The organism is Streptomyces sp. HUAS MG56 (genome assembly GCF_058673395.1).
On the sequence record NZ_CM178722.1, the window covers coordinates 2,261,704 to 2,279,598 of the forward strand.

Consider the following 17,895-nt stretch of genomic DNA (forward strand, 5'->3'; position numbering starts at 1 on the left):
CGAGCCCGGCTTGCTGCGTCCATCACACCGTACGTTATGGGGCATTCGTTCGCCCCTTGGCCAGACGGTGCGGGCTCCGCGGCGGATCGGCGCGGCAAGGCGGCAGCGCGTCGGCAGCCCCGGCGCCCGCCTCGGCATTCCAGTTGGTCAGCATGGCTCGATGACCCCGCCGGCGTGGTGCCGCGGCCTGCGACCCGACCGATGTCGTCGGTCAGGCTCTCGACGACGCACGAGCCCGCGAAGGGATCCGCCGTCGGCGGAGTTGACCGCTGGCGAATCCCGTTCAGGGCATCCCGGCTAAGGTGATCTCGCAGATCCCGTGAAGCGAGGGGTTCCATTGGGGGGAGCGAACGGGCGGCGGCCCACGGTGGTCGTACTCACCGCCCTGCAGGTGGAGTACGAAGCGGTGCGCCGGCACCTGGAGGACGTTCACGAGGTCGCGCTGCCACAGGGCACCCTCGTCGACGTCGGCAGGGTACCCGGCCTCGACTGGGAAGTGGCGCTGGCCGAGACAGGTCCCACCAACACCCGGGCCGCGCTCGTCACGCAGCCCACGATCGAGTACTTCGACGCCGAGGCCGTGTTCTTCGTCGGCGTAGCAGGCGCCCTCAAAGACGATGTGCACCTCGGTGACGTGGTCGTCGCCAGGAAGGTCTACGGCTATCACGGCGGCCGTGAGAGCGTGGACGGGTTCCAGGCTCGGCCTGACGCCTGGGAACCGGCATACGACATCGACCAGTTGGTGCGCTCCGCCCGCCGCAACGAGCCATGGGCCTTCCTCTCCCCGAATACACCGTCCGCCGCGACGCCCAGGGTCCACTTCGAGCCGATCGCCTCGGGAGACGTGCTGATCGGCAGCCGTGACTCCGAGACGGCCCGCCGGATCCGCAGCCACTACAACGACGCCGTGGCCGTCGACATGGAGAGCCAGGGCGTCACCCACGCGGCCCGGATGCATCGCGCGGTGCGGGCGCTCTCCGTCCGCGGCATCAGCGACTTCGCCGGTCCCGGCAAGGCCGCGTCCGACGCCGCAGGCTCCCAGGAGACAGCATCACGGCACGCCGCCGCCTTCGCGCTGCGGGTGCTGCGCGACCTGCGCCCCGCCGGACGGCCGGCCCAACGGCGGCCCCAGGGGCCCGCGGTCGTCGTGGTGGCCGGACCCGACCGCGACTCCGGCCCCACCGCATGGGACAGTCGGCCCACCGTCGAGGTCGAGGGACAGCAGTACCTGCTGTACGAAGGTCCCGGAGACCTTCTTGACGAGTCGCGGGACGGCGACGTGGTACGGCGCCAGGCAGTGGCGCGTGTGGTGTCGGACCGGGATTCCCGCGGTTCCTACGCCTGGCTGCGGCAGGTCGAGTGGGCACGGCCACGTCCCGGCCCGGGCCGCGTCGACCCCCTGGCCGCGCTCGAAAAGGAAGCCGGGCTGTGCCGTGCCTTCCGCGGCCCCGCCGTCGTACAGCTCGCGCGTCGTGGGAACACCGCCACCCTGGCTCTGGCCTGGCCGGCCGACCCGAAACTCGGCCGGCCCGTCAGGACCCTGGACGAACTGCTGCCCGCCGCGTCCTCGCCGACGGACCCGCTGCGGCTGTGGTCGATCGTGCGGGGCATCGCCGAAGTGGCTCACGTCCTGGAGCGGCTGGCCGGCGAAAATCTCTCACACCGGGCGCTGCGGCCGACCGCGATCGTCATGAACCGGCCGCACATGGTGCTGCGCGACTTCGGCCTCGCCGCCGTGGGGCCCCGCCCGGGCGAAAACCCCGGGCCCTATCAGGCACCCGAGCAGCGGTACGGCTCCGGTCTCCGACCCGGACCGGCCACCGATGTCTACCAGTTGGGTGCACTCCTGCATCAAGCGCTGGCCGGCCGCATCCCCGATCCCGGGTACCCCGGGCTGACGCCCGCCAACGCCCCGGCCTCCGTTCCGGACAGCCTCGTCCACGTGGTCGGCAGTGCACTGCGGCAGGACCCGGGCGCGCGTCCAGGCGTGCGCGCATTCCGCCTCTCCCTGCTCGCCGCCGCCCGCGAGCTGTCGTCCTTCCCGCCGACCCAGCGCTGAGGAGCGCCGATGTCCGTCACCACCGTCGCGCTGCGCGCTCCGCTGGTGCTCGTCCCGGGGCACGGTCTGGACGAACAGCTCAGTGCCAAGGCCGAATCCAGCGCTGGGTTGCCGCCCGCCGTCTCGCAGATCGTCCACGATCTGAACCAGCTCGAACACGGCGCCGCGGTCAGCGTCAGCCCGGGCACGGGCAGGTACAAACCGTCCCTGCTGGTTCACACGCGCACGTACCGGCTGCGTCTTGAGGTGACGAACCGCGGTACCGGCTACTTCGTCAAGCACATCGACCCGCTGCGCCTCGCCGACCACGCGCGCCTTGCCCGATCCTGTCTCCTGGTACGCCCCCCTGCCTGGCGGATGGTGTTCGAGCTGCCGGCGGTGCCCGAGGGCTCGGACGCCCAGTGGCACGACCTCGAAGAGGCCTGGCGCAGGCTTGGCCGAGCACGGTCGGAGCAGCAGGAGAGCTCCTCCGTCAGCGAAGCCCACGCGAAGTTCCTCGACACGGTGGACCGGTTGATCGACATGACCGAGGAGATCACCACCCGGGAGGAGCGCACGGCCGCCCCGTTCCCGTATCAACGCCTGACGGCTACCGGCGGCAGGCGGAGCAGCGCTCCGCAGTCAGTGTATGAATTCCAGCTCCTCAACACGGAATTGCCGCCGACCGGCGCATTCGTCCGCATCCAGGGTGATACGGAGACCCGCGGCAGAGTGAGCCGTGCCGCGGGACGTTCCGTCACCGTCCGCTTCGACCAGCCCGTGTCGTGGGAAAGGCTCCCGGCTCGCGGAGCACTGGAACTCATACCGAGCAACGTGGTCTTCAACAAACAGCGGCAGGCCGTGGCGAGCCTTCGCACGGAGGACACAAGGAATCCGGGTCTGCTCCCGGCCGTGGTCGAACACCACGTACGCGCCATCCCGGCCACCACCGCACGGCCGCACGAGGAGCTCGACCCCGAACAGCTCGACGCCTTCCGCAAGGCGCTGACCACCGAGGACCTGCTGGTGGTGCTCGGCCCGCCCGGTACCGGCAAGACCCGGACCATCACCGAGATCGCCCACACCACCGCGATCACGGCCGCCACCGGCGGCGGCCGGGTCCTCGTCACCTCCCACACCAATCGCGCGGTGGACAACGTGCTGGCCCGACTGCCACCGGATCTCGTCGTCATCCGCGTCGGAGACGAGAGCAAAGTCCACGCCGATGTGAAACCGCTGCTCCTGGAGGAGCAGTCGGAGAACCTCGCCGAGGGCATCCGACACACCATGGCCCTGCGCACCCAGGCCTACCGGGAGGCGGAGGCCGCCGCGCCGTGGACGGCGGAACTCGCCGACCGGCTCCACCGGGTCGATGACCTGGCCCAGCAGGTGAGCGCCGCGACCGTGCGTCTGCAAGGCGCGATCCAGGCGGCCGCGGCACCGGCCCGGGAGCGGCTGGCAGCACTCCGGCACGAGGAGGACGAACGGGAGTCGGCCTTGCGAGCGCTCAGTGAGCGCGCGTCCCGGCTCCGGACGAAGGCGCAGTCCGAACAACAGCGTGCCGACGCCTGGTTGACCGGTCGGCTGCACCGCTCCAGGGGCCGCCGCGCGGAAGAAGAGCTCACCGCGGTGCGGCACGAGATCCAGAGGTTCGAGGCCCTGGGCCCTGAACTGCGCCGACAGGCTGAAGCGGCGAGCGCCGAGGTGGACCGTGTGGTCCGCGAGTCGCCTGCCGTCAGCTCGGGACTGGCCGCCCGCCAGGCGGTGGAGCATCGACTCGGCGAGAGCCTTCACTCCGCCTACGAGGCCGCGGACATGGCCGTCCGGGCGCTCGGCACGGTCATGCCTGGCGTGTCCGCTCCCACTCCGCTCCTGGATCCGGCCGAGGCGGCAGCCGCGCTGCACGCCCTGCACCGGCAATTGGAGGCGTGGCTGCCGCTCGTCTCCCAACGCCAGGAACTCAGCCGGCAGTGGCAGGCCGCCGTCGGCCAGGACCCTGGCCAGCTGGTGCCCGAACTCGTCCGCTACGCCCAGGTGGTCGGCGCCACCTGTATCGGAGCCGCGTCCCGCCCTGAACTGTCCGGAGTCGACTTCGACTTGGGCATCGTCGACGAGGCGGGCCAGATCGGCGTCGCGGACGCACTGGTGCCGCTGACTCGGGTCCGCCGCGGCGTCCTGGTCGGTGACGACCGGCAACTGCCGCCCTTCCACGACCGCGAGGTGGACGACTGGGCCCAGGGCGTCGGCGACCCCGGGCTGGTCCGGCTGATCTCGCAGAGCGCCTTGGAGCAGCTGCGTGCCGGACTGCCCGCCTCCCACGTCGTCCAGCTGACCCGGCAGCGCCGGATGCCCGCTGAGATCGCCGACTTCATCTCGGCCGCTTTCTACCGGGGAGAACTGCTCACCGAGAAGGAACACCGGCACACCGACCCCTTGTTCGCGAGCCCGATGGCCTTCGTCGACACTGCCTCGCTGCCCGCCGGCGTACGTCGCGAGTCGGGCGGGCATCGCGCCGAGGGCCGCGGCCGCAAGGGCGCCTCCAACGACTGCGAAGCACGTCTCCTGGCCCGCCTCGCCGCCTTCTACCACCGGCGGGGTTCCGAGTGGGTGGTGATCGTCCCCTACCTCGCGCAGCGCCTGGAGGTGGTCCGCCACCTCACCGCCCTGATCGGAGATTCCCAGCTCGCGGATGCCTCGGTCGGCAGCGTCGACTCCTACCAGGGCGGGGAGAGCGAGGTCGTGCTGTACGGCTTCACACGAAGCAACCCCGATGGCCGTGTCGGCTTCCTCAAGGAACTGCGCCGCGCCAACGTCGCCTTCACCCGTGCCAAGAGCCAACTGGTGCTGACGGGTGACCTGAGCACTTTGCTGTGCGCGGACGACCCCGGCTTCCGCGCCCTCATCGACGACCTGCACCGGCATCTGCTCGACCGCGGCGACCTGCGGGACTACCAGGACGTCATGGCAGCGCTCGACAAAGCCGCCCCCGGCCTGGACGAAGCCGCCGGCCTGGCCCCGAAGGGGGGCCGAGCGTGACGACCGCCGCCCGCCTCATGCCCTTCCCCGAAGAGCGGGTCCTGGAGGACGCCGCCTTCGGCCAGGGCATCGTGCCCACCCGGCTCTACGCCCTGCTCCTGCCCGTCTGGCAGGTGGAGATCCGCGCCGACATCACCGAGGGCGAGGACTTCTTCCTCATCGACCGCTTCCTGGAGCGCGGGCTGCGCCATGGCGCCCTGCACACGGTCGACGAACTCGCCGCGTTCTTCGCCCTGGACGGCGCCCTGGTCGCGCAGGCTGTGCGCTTCCTCACCGCGATCGGCCACCTGCGGGAGTCAGGGGGCCGTTTGTCCCTGACAGCACTGGGACAGCGCTCCGTGGACGACGACATCCGCTACGTGGTCACGCGCCAGGACCGCCGCAAGCTGTACTTCGAGGCCCTGAGCTGCGCCCCGCTGACCCGAACGCACTACGACCAAGAGGTCGTGACCCTGCTGTCCCCCGACGAACTGGCCGCCGTGACACGGGGCGACCGCTATCCGCGCTTCAGCCCGATCCACGTGGCCTCCGGCTTCGACCGCACAGCCCTGGAACGCCTCAAAGACCGCAAGGACCGGGCCCGGTTCAACCTGCCCGTCGCCCTGGACGCGGTGGAGAGCCTGGACGAGCGACTCGTCTTCCTGCCGGTCTATCTGGTGCGCGGCCGGGAAGGACTCCTGGTCTACGGCCAGGCCGGGGCAGGGGCCGAACACGACCCGGAGCTGAGCGCGCTCTGCGCCCGTACTCCAGAGCTGATCAGCGCTCTCGACAACGAGGAGCAGGGCGAGGAGTCGGACGAGCGTGTCCTGCGGGCAGCCCGGAACTGGCTCCGTGAGCAGCACCTCGACTCAGTCGCACCGGAACAGGACGCCGACGGCACCTGGTCGGTGTCGCTGCCCGCCACCGCCTTCGGCGAAGACGGAATCCCCGTGTCCCGCATCGGCACCTACCGCATGGCGGGCAACCGCTTCTTCCGCGTGTGGTGCCCGGCCGAAACACCACGGAAGCACGCTCTGCTGGACCGTCTGGACAAACGCCTCGGCTCCCGCCGCCAGGCCACGCGGGGAGAGGCAGAGGATCTCGTCGCCCGCCTGGCCCGCCAGCTACGCCTGGCGGTCCCCGACCTGTCCCAGCTCCGCGCCGGCGCCGGGAGAACCGGCCTCAAGGGCCTGGAGGCCCAACTGGCCGGACTGGAGGATGAACACGTGTGATCGGCGCCGGAGGGTCCTTCGCGGCGCCGTCCGCCTGGTGCTCAGCCTGCGGCCTTCCGCACTGAGCGACGCCGTCTCCACCCGACGGCTCCTGAGCACGCCAACTGCCCCAGGGTGCTGGGCCTCGTCACCCACTCGAAGGTGGCGATCGGGCGCAGGGGAGGTGCGCTACGTCCTCTGTCCCAACGGGCCGGCAGACCGGAGGAGTTGCGCAAGGCAGAGTTCACACTCGGCCTCGCCCTCGGCGTGGCCGCCCAGCCTCCCTCATGGCCGGTGCCGCCCAGTGGCCGCGTGGCAGTCCGGCCCAGCAGCTGTCAGCGGCAGACCTGCCGGCCGGTTTCAGCTCACGACCCTGCACCGCACCGCTGCCGCAGGGCATGCCCACCCCGCGCGCAGCCGCCCGCGCCGCCCGCCGTCTCGTGCGACGCATCACGGGACCCCTCGGGCGCCTGCTCACGGAGGCAGGACACGGAATGAGGTCAAGCCCCCGCAAGATACGTGAGACGCACCTTTCGTTGAGGATTATCCTGATTTGTATCGACCAGACATACCGACTGCCAGGTGCCCAGTTCCAGACGGCCGGCGATGACGGGGAGGGTCGCGTGCGGCGGGACGAGGGCCGGCAGGACGTGGTCGCGGCCGTGGCCGGGGCTGCCGTGGCGGTGCTGCCAGCGGTCGTCGGCGGGGAGCAGGGTGTGCAGGGCGGCGAGGAGGTCGTCGTCGCTGCCGGCGCCGGTCTCGATGACCGCGATCCCGGCGGTCGCGTGCGGGGTGAAGACATTGAGCAGCCCGTCACGGCCCGCCGCCGCCTCCCGCAGGAAGTCGTCGCAGTCGGAGGTGAGGTCGACGACGCGCTCCCGCGAGCCGGTGGTGACGTGCAGCGTTCGGGTGGCGAAGGCATCTGGCATGCTCCCATCCTGACCCATCCGCCGGGCTCCCCTCTCGGCGGCGCGACCGGCTGCCGATATCCATGGTCCACAGGGCGAGACACCGTTGACCGTGGACCGCCCATCTGGCTACGTTCAGCCGCATGTTGCGTTCAGCCCTGCTCACCACGCGCGGTCACATCGACCTGCTGTGGGTGGCCTCCGCCGCGTGTCGCCGCGGCTGCTGACGCTCTTTTCCGCTTCGCCCTTCCGCTCTCCGGCGCACTCCGCCGTCGATTCCGCAGACCCGTGTCCCCCTGGTCCGGCTGCTCGCGTACGACGGTGACCGGCTGCTGAGACGGGCCTGGGACACGGCCCCCTTGCTTCCCCGTCTCTCCGCCCGCCCTCCCCCTCCCTCCCTTCCTCCCCTCCACCTCGCTCCCCCTCTCCCCGAGGAGCCTCCATGAGCATCAGCCATGCACCGCCCAACTCCCCTGAACCCGATATTTCCGGTATATCCAAGACTGGGTCGGCCGAGGCGGCGGGGGCGGACGCCACCGGCCTCGACCTCCAACCCGTCGTCCCCGCCTCCTCCCGCTCCCTGCGCCTCCCCCGCTGGCTGCGCCGCACCACAGGTCCGATCCTGCTGCTCGCCCTGTGGCAACTGCTCAGCGCCACTGGCGTCCTGACGCCCGACGTGCTCGCCTCGCCGGGCCGGATCGCGCAGGTCGGCTGGGACCTGATCAGCGACGGATCGCTGCCGTCGGCCATGGGAACCTCGCTACGGCGCGTCGCCCTCGGCCTGCTCTTCGGCACCGTGACCGGCACCGGACTCGCCCTGGTCTCCGGGCTGTTCCGGATCGGCGAGGACGTGGTGGACGCGCCGGTGCAGATGCTGCGGACGGTGCCGTTCGTCGGTCTCATCCCGCTGTTCATCATCTGGTTCGGCATCGGCGAGGCCCCGAAGATCGCCATCATCACGCTCGGCGTGACCTTCCCGCTCTACCTCAACGTGTACGCCGGCATCCGCGGCGTCGACGCCCAACTCATCGAGGCAGGCGAGTCGTTGGGACTCTCCCGCCGGGGGCTGGTACGGCACGTCGTACTTCCGGGTGCACTGCCCGGCGCGCTGACCGGGCTGCGGTACTCCCTCGGCATCGCCTGGCTCGCGCTGGTCTTCGCCGAGCAGGTCAACGCCGACTCCGGCATCGGCTTCCTGATGGTGCAGGCACGGGATTTCCTGCAGACCGACGTGATCGTGGTCTGCCTGATCGTCTACGCCTTCCTCGGCCTGCTGGCCGACTTCATCGTCCGTTCTCTCGAAAGGGTGTTGCTGCAATGGCGACCGACGTTCACCGGCCGGTGACCCCTCGGACGACCCGAGCCGTGCACGTCGAGGGGCTCACCCGCTCCTTCGACGGCCGTACGGTCATCGACGATCTGCGTCTCGACATCGCGCCCGGCGAGTTCGTCGCCCTGCTCGGCCGCAGTGGCTGTGGCAAGTCGACACTGCTGCGCATCCTCGCCGGGCTCGACCGCGACATCCGGGGCACCGCACTGGTCCCGCGCCGCAGAGCGGTCGCCTTCCAGGCGCCTCGGCTGATGCCCTGGAAGAAGGTCTGGCGCAACGTCCTGCTCGGTCTGCCCGGCAAGCCCGAACGCGCCGTCGCCGAGCAGGCGTTGGCCGAGGTCGGGCTCGGCCACCGGGTCGACGCCTGGCCGAGGACGCTGTCCGGCGGCGAGGCCCAGCGCGCCGCCCTCGCCCGCGCCCTGGTCCGCGAGCCCGATCTGCTGCTGCTCGACGAGCCGTTCGGCGCGCTGGACGCGCTCACCCGGATCAAGGCCCAGCGCCTGGTCGGGGAGTTGTGGCAGCGCCGCGGCTGCGCCGTGCTGCTGGTCACGCACGACGTCGAGGAGGCCGTACTGCTCGCCGACCGCGTCCTGGTGATGGACGACGGCCGCATCGCCCACGAGCAGCACATCGACCTCGACCGGCCGCGCGAGATCACCGACCCCCGGTTCGCCGCACTCCGCGCCGGGCTGCTGGAACGGCTCGGCGTCAACACCGCCGCCGAAGCCGCCTGATCCCTCGATGCGCACCCGCGTCCCACCGCACTCGACACCCCCGCACACGAACGGAACCGCCATGCGACGACGACTCGTCCCCGCCGCAGCTCTCCTCCCCCTCGTACTCCTGCTCACCGCCTGCGGCGGGAACTCGTCCGCGAGCACCGGGACCGACGGCACGGGCTCGGTCACCCTCGACGTCGGTGACCAGAAAGGCGGTTCTGAGGCCATCCTGCGCGCCGCGGGAGAGCTGAAGAACCTGCACTACAAGATCAAGTGGTCCACCTTCACCTCCGGCCCGCCCCTGCTGGAGGCCGTCAACGCGCAGGCCGTCGACATCGGCGGCGTCGGCAACACCCCGCCCGTCTTCGCGGCCGGTGCCGGTTCGAAGATCTCCGTGGTGGCCGCCTGGCACGGCACGTCCAAGGGCGACACGATCCTCGTTCCCAGCGACTCCAAGCTGACCGGTCCGAAGCAGCTCAAGGGCAGGTCCGTCGCCGTGGCGCAGGGCTCGTCCGCGCACTACCAGCTGATCGCCTCGCTCAGAGCGGCGGGGCTCAGCCTGTCCGACGTCAAGGTCAAGTACCTCCAACCGGCCGATGCACTCGCCGCGTTCACCTCCGGCAAGGTCGACGCATGGGCGGTCTGGGACCCGTACACCTCCCAGATCCTGCGGGCCAGGCAGGGGCGGGTGCTGACCACGGGCGATGGCGTCACCAACGGGCTCACCTTCCAGGTGGCCGCGCCCTCCGCGCTGAAGGACCCGAAGAAGGCCGCCGCCGTCAAGGACTACCTGACCCGGCTGCGGCGAGCGACGGCCTGGGTCCACGACCATCAGCAGGATTGGGCCAGGGTGTGGGCCAAGGACACCGGGCTGCCGTACGAGGTGGCGCTGGACTCGGTGAAGCGGACCAACTCCACACGTGTCGCCGTCGCCGTCGACCAACCTCTCGTCGCCTCCGAGCAGCAGATCGCCGACGCCTTCACCGAGTTGAAGCTGATTCCGAAGAAGGTGGACTTCGGCGACTTCGTGGACACCCGCTTCAACACCGGCCTGCCCCCGTCGACGACACCGGCCGAGAACTGACCCCGGCCGGGGAGCGAGAAGGGCACGGGGATCAGCACGGTGTCTCCACCGGAGCAGTCCGGCCGGTAGGCGGTGCCGGGCAGGTGGCGCCGCCACTCGGCGGGGTGATCGTGCGACGGGTCACGGCGCAGGCCCGGGCGGTGACCGCGGGCACGGTGGTCTCCCAGATCTGTGCGGTGTGGTCGGCGCCACCGCCGATCACCCGGGTGCCGTCGGCGCTGAAGGCGACGGACTGGCTTGCGCCGGTGTCTCCAGTGAGTGTGGCCAGCTGGGCGGGGTGCCGGAGGCGAGAGTGCGTCCGTCCGGGCTGAAGCCGCCGAGAAGACGGCCTGTCCGTGTCCGCGCAGGGCAGGACCGTACGGGACCGGGCGGCGGCAGTCCCTGATGTCCCACACCCGGACCGTGCTGTCCGAGCTGCCGGTGGCGTCGCGCAGGGCCTGGACCAGGTCGGGGTGGCGGGTGCAGTGGGCGTAGAAGTCGGCGCGGACGGCGATGACGACGCGGCAGCGGCTGTCGGGGGGCCTGTGCGGAGCGGACGAGAGCGGCGATGAAGGCGGTGCGCTCGGCCGGATCGGTCGAGACCGACCGAGCGCGCGGTGTCCTCGCCGGATTCCCATGATCCACCGGAGGCGGTCGAGGCCGACGGTGGACGGGGTTCCGCGGCGGCAAGGCGGGTGGCCGTCTCGCGCCACGTTCGCGCCCACTGCTCCTCATGCCACGGGCAGGGTGGGCAGTTGACGACCGGCCGCGGCGGCGGAGAGCTTCGCGATCGAGTAGTGGGCCCGCTGGGCGAGCACCCGGTAGGTGGGGTTCGCCGCCTACCGCATCCTCAGCCACTACGACCCCAACCTGTGCCTCGGCATCCCCGGCGCGAGCGAGGCCGACGGTGCCGCGGTGATCCAGTGGCCTTGCGGCACCTGCGCAGACCACTCCTGGCACTTCTGACCAGCGAAGCCCCTGCCTGCCGGGCGTACGACAGAACCTCCGGTACGGCGCCCGGTGTACTCCACCGACCTACACCGACGCCACATTCCCCCCGGACCTGCGCAGCGGACGGTTCCAGATGTCGACCTGACCTGGGGACTCGGCGAGCCCTGGGGCCGACGCGACGGTGCCTGGGGCAGCGAGGACGACACACACGTCGCCCAGCTCCACGGCGGCCAGGGCTCAGGCCCGGGAAGATCCCCGCCCCCTCCCCAGTTAGTAGAATCGTGAACGAATCGCGCGAGGTCGAGGTTGTCGTCATCGGAGCCGGTCAGGCCGGACTGTCCAGCGCCTATCACCTGCGGCGCACCGGCTTCGAGCCGGACCGTGACTTCGTGGTGCTCGACCACTCCCCCGCGCCGGGCGGCGCCTGGCAGTTCCGGTGGCCCTCACTGACGTACGGCAAGGTGCACGGAATGCACGCCCTGCCCGGCATGGAGCTGACGGACGCCGATCCCGCGCGGCCGTCGGCGGAGGTCATCGGCGCGTACTTCGACCGCTACGAGCGCGCCTTCGGCCTGCGGGTGCGGCGGCCCGTCGACGTACGGGCCGTCAGGGAGGGCGACGGCGGCCGGCTGTCCGTGGAGACCTCGGCGGGCACCTGGTCCACGCGAGCGCTGATCAACGCGACCGGCACGTGGGACCGGCCGTTCTGGCCTCGCTATCCCGGCCAGGAGACCTTCCGGGGACGGCAGTTGCACACCGCCCAGTACGCCGGTCCCGAGGAGTTCGCCGGGAAGCGGGTCGTGGTCGTGGGTGGCGGCGCCTCGGGCACCCAGCATCTGCTGGAGCTGGCCCCCTACGCGGCCGCGACCACCTGGGTCACCCGCCGGCCCCCGGTGTTCCGCGAGGGGCCGTTCGACCAGGAGGCGGGCCGGGAGGCGGTCGCGCGGGTGGAGGAACGGGTGCGTCAGGGGCTGCCGCCGCACAGTGTGGTCTCCGTCACCGGGCTGCCCCTCAACGACGCCGTCCGGCAGGGTCTCGCGGACGGGGTTCTGGACCGGCAGCCGATGTTCGACCGGATCACCCCGGACGGGGTGGAGTGGAGCGACGGCCGCCGCGTCGCCGCCGACGTCATTCTGTGGGCCACCGGGTTCCGGGCCGCGCTGGACCACCTCACCCCGCTGCGCCTGCGCGAGCCGGGCGGCGGGATCCGGGTCGAGGGCACCCGGTCCGTCGCCGATCCCCGTGTCCACCTCGTCGGCTACGGCCCTTCGGCCAGCACCATCGGCGCCAACCGGGCCGGGCGCTCCGCCGTACGGGACATAAGGCAGTTGCTGTCCGAGGAGCAGCCGGTCGCCGTGTGAGACGGCGGCGGACAAGCGGCGCAGCCCATCTGCAACGGCATTCCGCGGTCCGGCCGGTCGAGGACGACCCGGGCGGCCTTGCCCCTGTCCGCCCTCGTCGTGGCCTCGGCCTGGACGAGGCCGGCGACGGTGGCAGTGGCGGTGGCAGCCTGGTAGCGGAAGCCGAGAACCGTGTCGGACCTCCCTCCCGGGTTCAGCCGGCCGGCTCCAGCTGTGCGTCCCGGCGCACCAGGGCGGCGTACCGCCCGTCCCGCTCCAGCAGTTCTTCGTGCGTGCCGCGTTCGGCGACGCGGCCGGAGTCCAGCACCACGATCTGGTCAGCATCTCGGATCGTGGAAAGGCGATGGGCGATGGTGATCGTGGTCCGGTCGGCGGACAGGGCGTCGATGGCCTCCTGGACGGCGGCCTCCGTACGGGTGTCGAGCGCGCTGGTCGCCTCGTCGAGAATGAGGACCGGCGGATCGCGCAGGATGGTGCGGGCGATCGCGAGGCGCTGCTTCTCGCCGCCGGAGAAGCGGTGGCCGCGTTCGCCGACGACGGTGTCGTAGCCGTCGGGCAGCGCGGCTATGTGGTCGTGTATCTGCGCCGCCTCGGCGGCCGCGTGCAGTTCCTCGTCGGTGGCGTCCGGCTTGGCGAAGCGGAGGTTGTCGGCGACGGTGGCGTGGAAGAGGTACGTCTCCTGCGAGACGACGCCGACCGCGCGCGCGAGGGTGTCGAAGTCGAGGTCACGGACGTCGACGCCGTCCAGCGTGACGCGACCGCCGGTGACGTCGTAGAGCCGGGGCACCAGATAGCCGAGCGTGGACTTGCCGGCGCCGGTGGGGCCGACCACGGCGAGGCCGGTGCCCGCGGGCACGGTGATGTCGATGCCGTCGAGGACCGGGCGGACCTTGTCGTCGTTGTCGTAACGGAACTCGACGTTCTCCAGCCGGACTTCGCCCTTGATCTGGTCGAGGTGGACGGGCCGCTCGCGCTCGGTGATGTCGATCGGCAGGTCGAGGTACTCGAAGATGCGCTGGAAGAGCGCGAGGGAGGTCTGGATCTGGACGCCGGTCGCGAGCAGGCTCACGGCCGGGCGGAACAGGCCCTGCTGGAGCGAGACGAAGGCGACGATGGTGCCGAGCGAGACCTTCGGGCCGCCGAACTGGAGGGCCAGACCGGCGGTCCAGTAGATGACGGCCGGCATCGCGGCCATGACGATCGTGATCACGGCCATGCGCCAGCGCCCGGCCATGTTCGACCGCACCTCAAGGTCGACCAGGCGCTCGGACTCCTCGGCGAAGGACGCGGTCAGCGAGTCCGACCGGCCCATGGTGCGGCCGAGCAGGATGCCGCTCACCGAGAGCGACTCGGTGACCGTGGCGGCCATGGCGGCCATCTGCTTCTGGCGCTGCGTGGTGATCTTCTTGCGTTCGTTGCCCACGCGGCGGCTGATCCACACGAACACCGGGAGCAGGAGCAGCGAGACGATCGTGAGCCGCCAGTCGAGCGCGATCATCGCGACGATCGTGGCGACCACGCTGGTGGCGTTGGAGACCAGGGAGGTGGCCGTGGAGGTGACGGTGGCCTGCATGCCACCGATGTCGTTGGCTATGCGGGACTGCACCTCGCCGGTGCGGGTGCGGGTGAAGAAGGCAAGCGACATGCGCTGGAGCCGGCCGTAGACGGCCGTGCGCAGGTCGTGCATGACGCGCTGGCCGACGGTGGTCGAGATCAGCGTCTGGAGCACGCCGAAGACGCTGGAGAGGACCGCGCTCAGGATCATGCCGAGCGCGAGCAGGCTCAGCAGGCCGGTCCGACCCTGCGGAATGGCGACGTCGAGGGTCGCCTTCAACAGGAACGGCGTGGCCACCGAGACCAGCGAGGCGGCACCTACCAGCAGGCCGACGACGGCGAGCCGCCCGCGGTAGGGACGGAAGAGCTTCAGGATGCGCCGCACCTGCCGGGGCTGTTCCTTGGCGTCGGCAGGTGGGGTCCAGGACGTTTCACGGTCGGGATGCATGGGCTCCTACGGAGACGGACGGGGGCCGGTCAGGAACCGGCCGACGATGACTGACTGATCGTAGCTCATTGTTACCTATACTCACAATGAATGTCGTCCTGATATTGTTCCCGCATGAGCACCCCCGATTCCGACGGCCTGCTCGCCGAGCAACTGCTGCGGCTCACCCGACGGGTGCACCGCATCCAGAAGCGCCATCTGGAGCGGCGCGATCTGGGCGTCACCCCGGCCCAGTCCCGGCTGCTGCGCACCCTCGCGCACTACCCCTCGCCACCGCGCATGGCCGACCTGGCCGAGCGCCTGGAGGTGGTGCCGCGCGCGGTGACCACGCTGGTCGACGGGCTGGAGGCGAGCGGGAAGGTACGACGGGCGGCGGATCCGGCGAACCGGCGCGTCACGCGGATCGAGCTGACCGATGAGGGGCGCGCGACCCTGCGCGAACTGCGCGGCGCACGCTGGTCGGCGGCCGAGGAAATACTGGCCCCGCTGACCGAGAAGGAGCGCGCGGTGCTCGGCGTACTGCTGGACACGCTGATCGACGGGGAGTCGGCCAAGAGCTGCTGACGGCCGAGCCCGCCCCGTCGGCAGGCCACCGCCCACGGACGGCACGGACTGTGGCACGGGCACTTCCCGGGGAACGCCGGACTCACGGAAGCCGAACGGGACTTCCGTGATACAGAAGGCAGCTTCCGATGCCGATCATCCCGATGGCGTCGTTGATCCCTTCCGCGACACCCGTGTCACAGCCGCGTACATCACCCCGTGCGTGGCGCATCCCGCACGGCCGTGCTCAGCACCGCTTGCGATCCTCCGTCAGCATTCCCTGCGCCGTGGCCAGTGAACGGTCGTAGCAGCCGTCGGAGCCGTAACGGCGGTAGCGCTCGCCGGAGGTGCCGACCGCGTGCCGCTGCTCGCGCGGGACGTTGAGCGTGTACGCCGCGTCGCCGCTGTAGGTGTCGTCGAGCCGCGACCACGCGACGCGCCGGCCGTCCTGCAGCCGCCTCACCGACGCATGGTCGCCGAGCGTCAACACCGTGCGCAGCCGGTTGTCCGTCCCGACGGTCGTCGTGCCGTTCAAGGTGTACGTGCGCTGCGTGTGCGTCACCCGGGCTGGGCCGTGTCCGCCGGTGGTGACCGTCTCGTCGTCGGTCCAGGTCGCGTCCAGCCCGTCCGTGTTCTCACCCTCGGTCCAGCGGTGCACGGAGGTGTTGGCGAGGGTACGGCTGACGGTCGTCGTCACACGGCCGTGCGAGGTGTCGAGGTATCCGGAGACGGTGAGCCGGTGTCCGGCCCGGGTGTTCACCCGGTTCTCCGAACCCGGCGTGTAGCTGGAGGAGTTGACGAGGTTCGTCGCCGTGTCCGCGGTGAGCGCGCCGGTGACCCGGGCACGGTGCGCGTCCTGCCAGACGAGTACGTTCACCGGCGTGCTCCAGCCCGACTGTCCCGCGGGCACGCCGACGACCGAGACCTCGACCTGGTGCGGACGGCCGTCGTTCAGCAGGCCCGCGAAGGGCGTGAGGTCGTACTGGACGGGTCGCACGTCGAAGGCGCCCGGCGCCGGGATGACGTACCAGAGGAAGGGATCGGACCAGCCCCCCGTCCAGACGTTCGGGAACGGTGCGGCGATTCCGGCGAGTTGGCCGTCGACCTTGACCTCCACCTCGCGATAGGGACCGTGATCGGCCTTGCAGGAGTACGAGGCCGGGTCGGCCACGGTCAGATACCAGAACTCCTCGCAGCCGCCGCCCGAACCGGTCGCGTACACCTCGGCGACGATGCGCTCACTGTTGCGCGGCGTGGTGAGCGTCGTGCCGTGCGGCGTGTCCGTCAGGGTGAGGACCCGGTCGGGGGTGCGCTCGGCGGCGCGGCCCGCGTAGAAGGTCAGCGTGACGTGCACGTCGATGACGCCGGTGTACGTGCCGTCCACCACGTTGCCGATCAGCATCTCGACGTCCTGCGGGCTGCGAAAGGTGTCGCTGTATCGGGTGACGTCCTTCTCGACGTGCCACGCGATGCCGTCGGGCGAGGGCTCCGGAGTGGAGGTGCGCAGGATCTCGACCCCGCCGACGTGCAGATAGCCGAGCCGGTCGTACTGACGGCCCTTCACCTTGCCGTCGAGGCGCAGGACGACCTTGCTCCAGTGGTCGCCACAGCCCTGAGGCGGGGTGTACGCGCCGCGATAGGGCGTGAAGTCGCGGAACTGGGCGTCGGCCAGCGTGACCTGGCATGACGTGGTGTGCGGCCGGTCGACGGGCGGCGCGGCGGTGACCGGATCGTGCCAGTCGGTGCCGAACTCGGTCGGCACGTCGGCCGCTTGGGCGGTGACGGCTCCGGTGCCGAAGAGCGCGCTTGTCAGGAGGGTCACTCCGGCAAGCATGGACATGACTATCCGTCTTCTCATGGCCCGTGTTCTACGGGCAGTCGACCCCGCCCCGCAATGACGCCTCGTCGCCTCAGGCGCGCAGTTCCCTCTCGTCCCCCATCACCATCATCGGATGCTGGGCCGGGTCGAGCGTGCGCAGCAGGAACTTCATCGCCCCCTTGGGCAGGCTGACACAACCGGACGTGCCGTCGCCGTGATCGAGGTGCAGCCAGATACCGCCACCCCTGTCCTCACCGAGGGGGCGGGTGGGGTCGTGCGGGACGGTACCCGGCAGGCGGTTGTAGTCGATCGCGATGACATAGTCGAAAACATGGTCGTACGCCACGGCATTGACCGTCGGTGCGTAGGCCACGTAGTCCTGGTCGTACGGCAGCCTGCTGCCGGGGTCGTCGAGCACGCCACCCGCATCGGTGAGGCCGAACACGCCGACAGGGCTGCGGTCGTCGCCCGAATAATGCTCCAGGGTCCAGCCCTTCCGGCCATTGTGGGCGGCCCAACGGGCCACCCGCCGCCACTCCGGACCCTCCTTCATGTAGAGCACCGCCGTGGCGTCGGGTGAATCCTCGCCCTCGCCGTACACCGCCAGGACCTGGCCGGTGTCGGCGGGGATCCGGCGCTGGAGGCGCTCGCCGACGTCCGGGATGCGGGTCGGATCGGTCGCGGGCAGCGCCGCCACGCCCGGGGCGCGAAGACCCTGCGCACCGCCGGTGTCGACCGGGCCCGACGATCCGTCACTGCCGCACCCGGAAAGGGTCGCCAGGACAGCCCCGATCGTCACCGCGGCCGCCACGAGCCGCACGCTGTAGATCCTCACATGACCATGGTGGCACCACATAACGATCGATCATGTGACTAATCCTCCCATTTCACCGGGTTGGCTGACAGCACAGCAGCAGTGACCTGCACAGAATCGG

13 protein-coding genes are annotated in these 17,895 nt (G+C 70.8%); 9 read left to right on the forward strand and 4 right to left on the reverse strand.

All coding sequences use genetic code 11. The features are described from left to right. Window positions 1-337 precede the first annotated feature (337 nt). From AC4OXY_RS10900 to AC4OXY_RS10910, 3 genes are read left to right on the forward strand one after another with little or no spacing between them, the layout of a single operon-like run. A complete protein-coding gene (locus AC4OXY_RS10900; protein WP_402065139.1) occupies window positions 338-2,059 on the forward strand; it encodes a phosphorylase family protein in 1,722 nt (573 codons plus the stop codon). 9 nt (window positions 2,060-2,068) lie between these two features. Further along, window positions 2,069-5,074, forward strand: coding sequence for a DEAD/DEAH box helicase (locus AC4OXY_RS10905; protein ID WP_491993783.1), 3,006 nt, complete (start codon window positions 2,069-2,071; stop codon window positions 5,072-5,074). Then, complete coding sequence (locus tag AC4OXY_RS10910; RefSeq protein WP_376288429.1) at window positions 5,071-6,285, forward strand: hypothetical protein; 1,215 nt, start codon at window positions 5,071-5,073, stop codon at window positions 6,283-6,285. The genes AC4OXY_RS10905 and AC4OXY_RS10910 overlap by 4 nt, the downstream gene beginning before the upstream one ends. A 479-nt stretch (window positions 6,286-6,764) precedes the next feature. Here the strand turns inward: AC4OXY_RS10910 and AC4OXY_RS10915 are convergent, their stop codons facing one another. After that, window positions 6,765-7,193 (reverse strand): secondary thiamine-phosphate synthase enzyme YjbQ, encoded by a 429-nt coding sequence (locus AC4OXY_RS10915; protein ID WP_356023389.1) that lies wholly within the window; start codon window positions 7,191-7,193, stop codon window positions 6,765-6,767. 421 nt (window positions 7,194-7,614) lie between these two features. Here AC4OXY_RS10915 and AC4OXY_RS10920 point away from each other — a divergent pair, with 421 nt between their 5' ends. The 5 genes from AC4OXY_RS10920 to AC4OXY_RS10940 all read left to right on the forward strand — a co-directional run bounded on the left by AC4OXY_RS10920 (window position 7,615) and on the right by AC4OXY_RS10940 (window position 12,596). Further along, window positions 7,615-8,517 (forward strand): ABC transporter permease, encoded by a 903-nt coding sequence (locus tag AC4OXY_RS10920; protein WP_356023387.1) that lies wholly within the window; start codon window positions 7,615-7,617, stop codon window positions 8,515-8,517. After that, the gene (locus tag AC4OXY_RS10925; RefSeq protein WP_362820219.1) at window positions 8,490-9,236 is read left to right on the forward strand and encodes an ABC transporter ATP-binding protein; all 747 of its coding nucleotides are present in this window, start codon (window positions 8,490-8,492) and stop codon (window positions 9,234-9,236) included. Before AC4OXY_RS10920 ends, AC4OXY_RS10925 begins: the two co-directional genes overlap by 28 nt. Window positions 9,237-9,297: 61 nt before the next feature. Further along, window positions 9,298-10,305, forward strand: a complete 1,008-nt coding sequence (locus AC4OXY_RS10930) for an ABC transporter substrate-binding protein (RefSeq protein ID WP_491993784.1) — start codon at window positions 9,298-9,300, stop codon at window positions 10,303-10,305. 804 nt (window positions 10,306-11,109) lie between these two features. After that, window positions 11,110-11,250, forward strand: a complete 141-nt coding sequence (locus tag AC4OXY_RS10935; protein WP_491993785.1) for an RICIN domain-containing protein — start codon at window positions 11,110-11,112, stop codon at window positions 11,248-11,250. Window positions 11,251-11,516: 266 nt separating this feature from the next. Beyond that, window positions 11,517-12,596: an NAD(P)-binding domain-containing protein gene (locus AC4OXY_RS10940; RefSeq protein WP_491993786.1), complete on the forward strand. Its 1,080-nt coding sequence runs from the start codon at window positions 11,517-11,519 to the stop codon at window positions 12,594-12,596. Window positions 12,597-12,789: 193 nt separating this feature from the next. Here AC4OXY_RS10940 and AC4OXY_RS10945 read toward each other — a convergent pair whose 3' ends face one another. Further along, a complete protein-coding gene (locus tag AC4OXY_RS10945; protein ID WP_376288423.1) occupies window positions 12,790-14,598 on the reverse strand; it encodes an ABC transporter ATP-binding protein in 1,809 nt (602 codons plus the stop codon). 114 nt (window positions 14,599-14,712) lie between these two features. Here AC4OXY_RS10945 and AC4OXY_RS10950 point away from each other — a divergent pair, with 114 nt between their 5' ends. Next, on the forward strand, window positions 14,713-15,162 hold the full coding sequence (locus tag AC4OXY_RS10950) for a MarR family winged helix-turn-helix transcriptional regulator (RefSeq protein WP_491993787.1): 450 nt from the start codon (window positions 14,713-14,715) through the stop codon (window positions 15,160-15,162). Window positions 15,163-15,388: 226 nt separating this feature from the next. On the opposite strand, the gene AC4OXY_RS10955 is transcribed toward AC4OXY_RS10950, so the two are convergent. Both AC4OXY_RS10955 and AC4OXY_RS10960 read right to left on the reverse strand, forming a co-directional pair. Continuing rightward, on the reverse strand, window positions 15,389-16,999 hold the full coding sequence (locus tag AC4OXY_RS10955; RefSeq protein WP_491993788.1) for a peptide-N4-asparagine amidase: 1,611 nt from the start codon (window positions 16,997-16,999) through the stop codon (window positions 15,389-15,391). 52 nt (window positions 17,000-17,051) lie between these two features. Then, window positions 17,052-17,795, reverse strand: coding sequence for a L,D-transpeptidase family protein (locus tag AC4OXY_RS10960; RefSeq protein WP_356023368.1), 744 nt, complete (start codon window positions 17,793-17,795; stop codon window positions 17,052-17,054). Window positions 17,796-17,895: the final 100 nt, after the last annotated feature.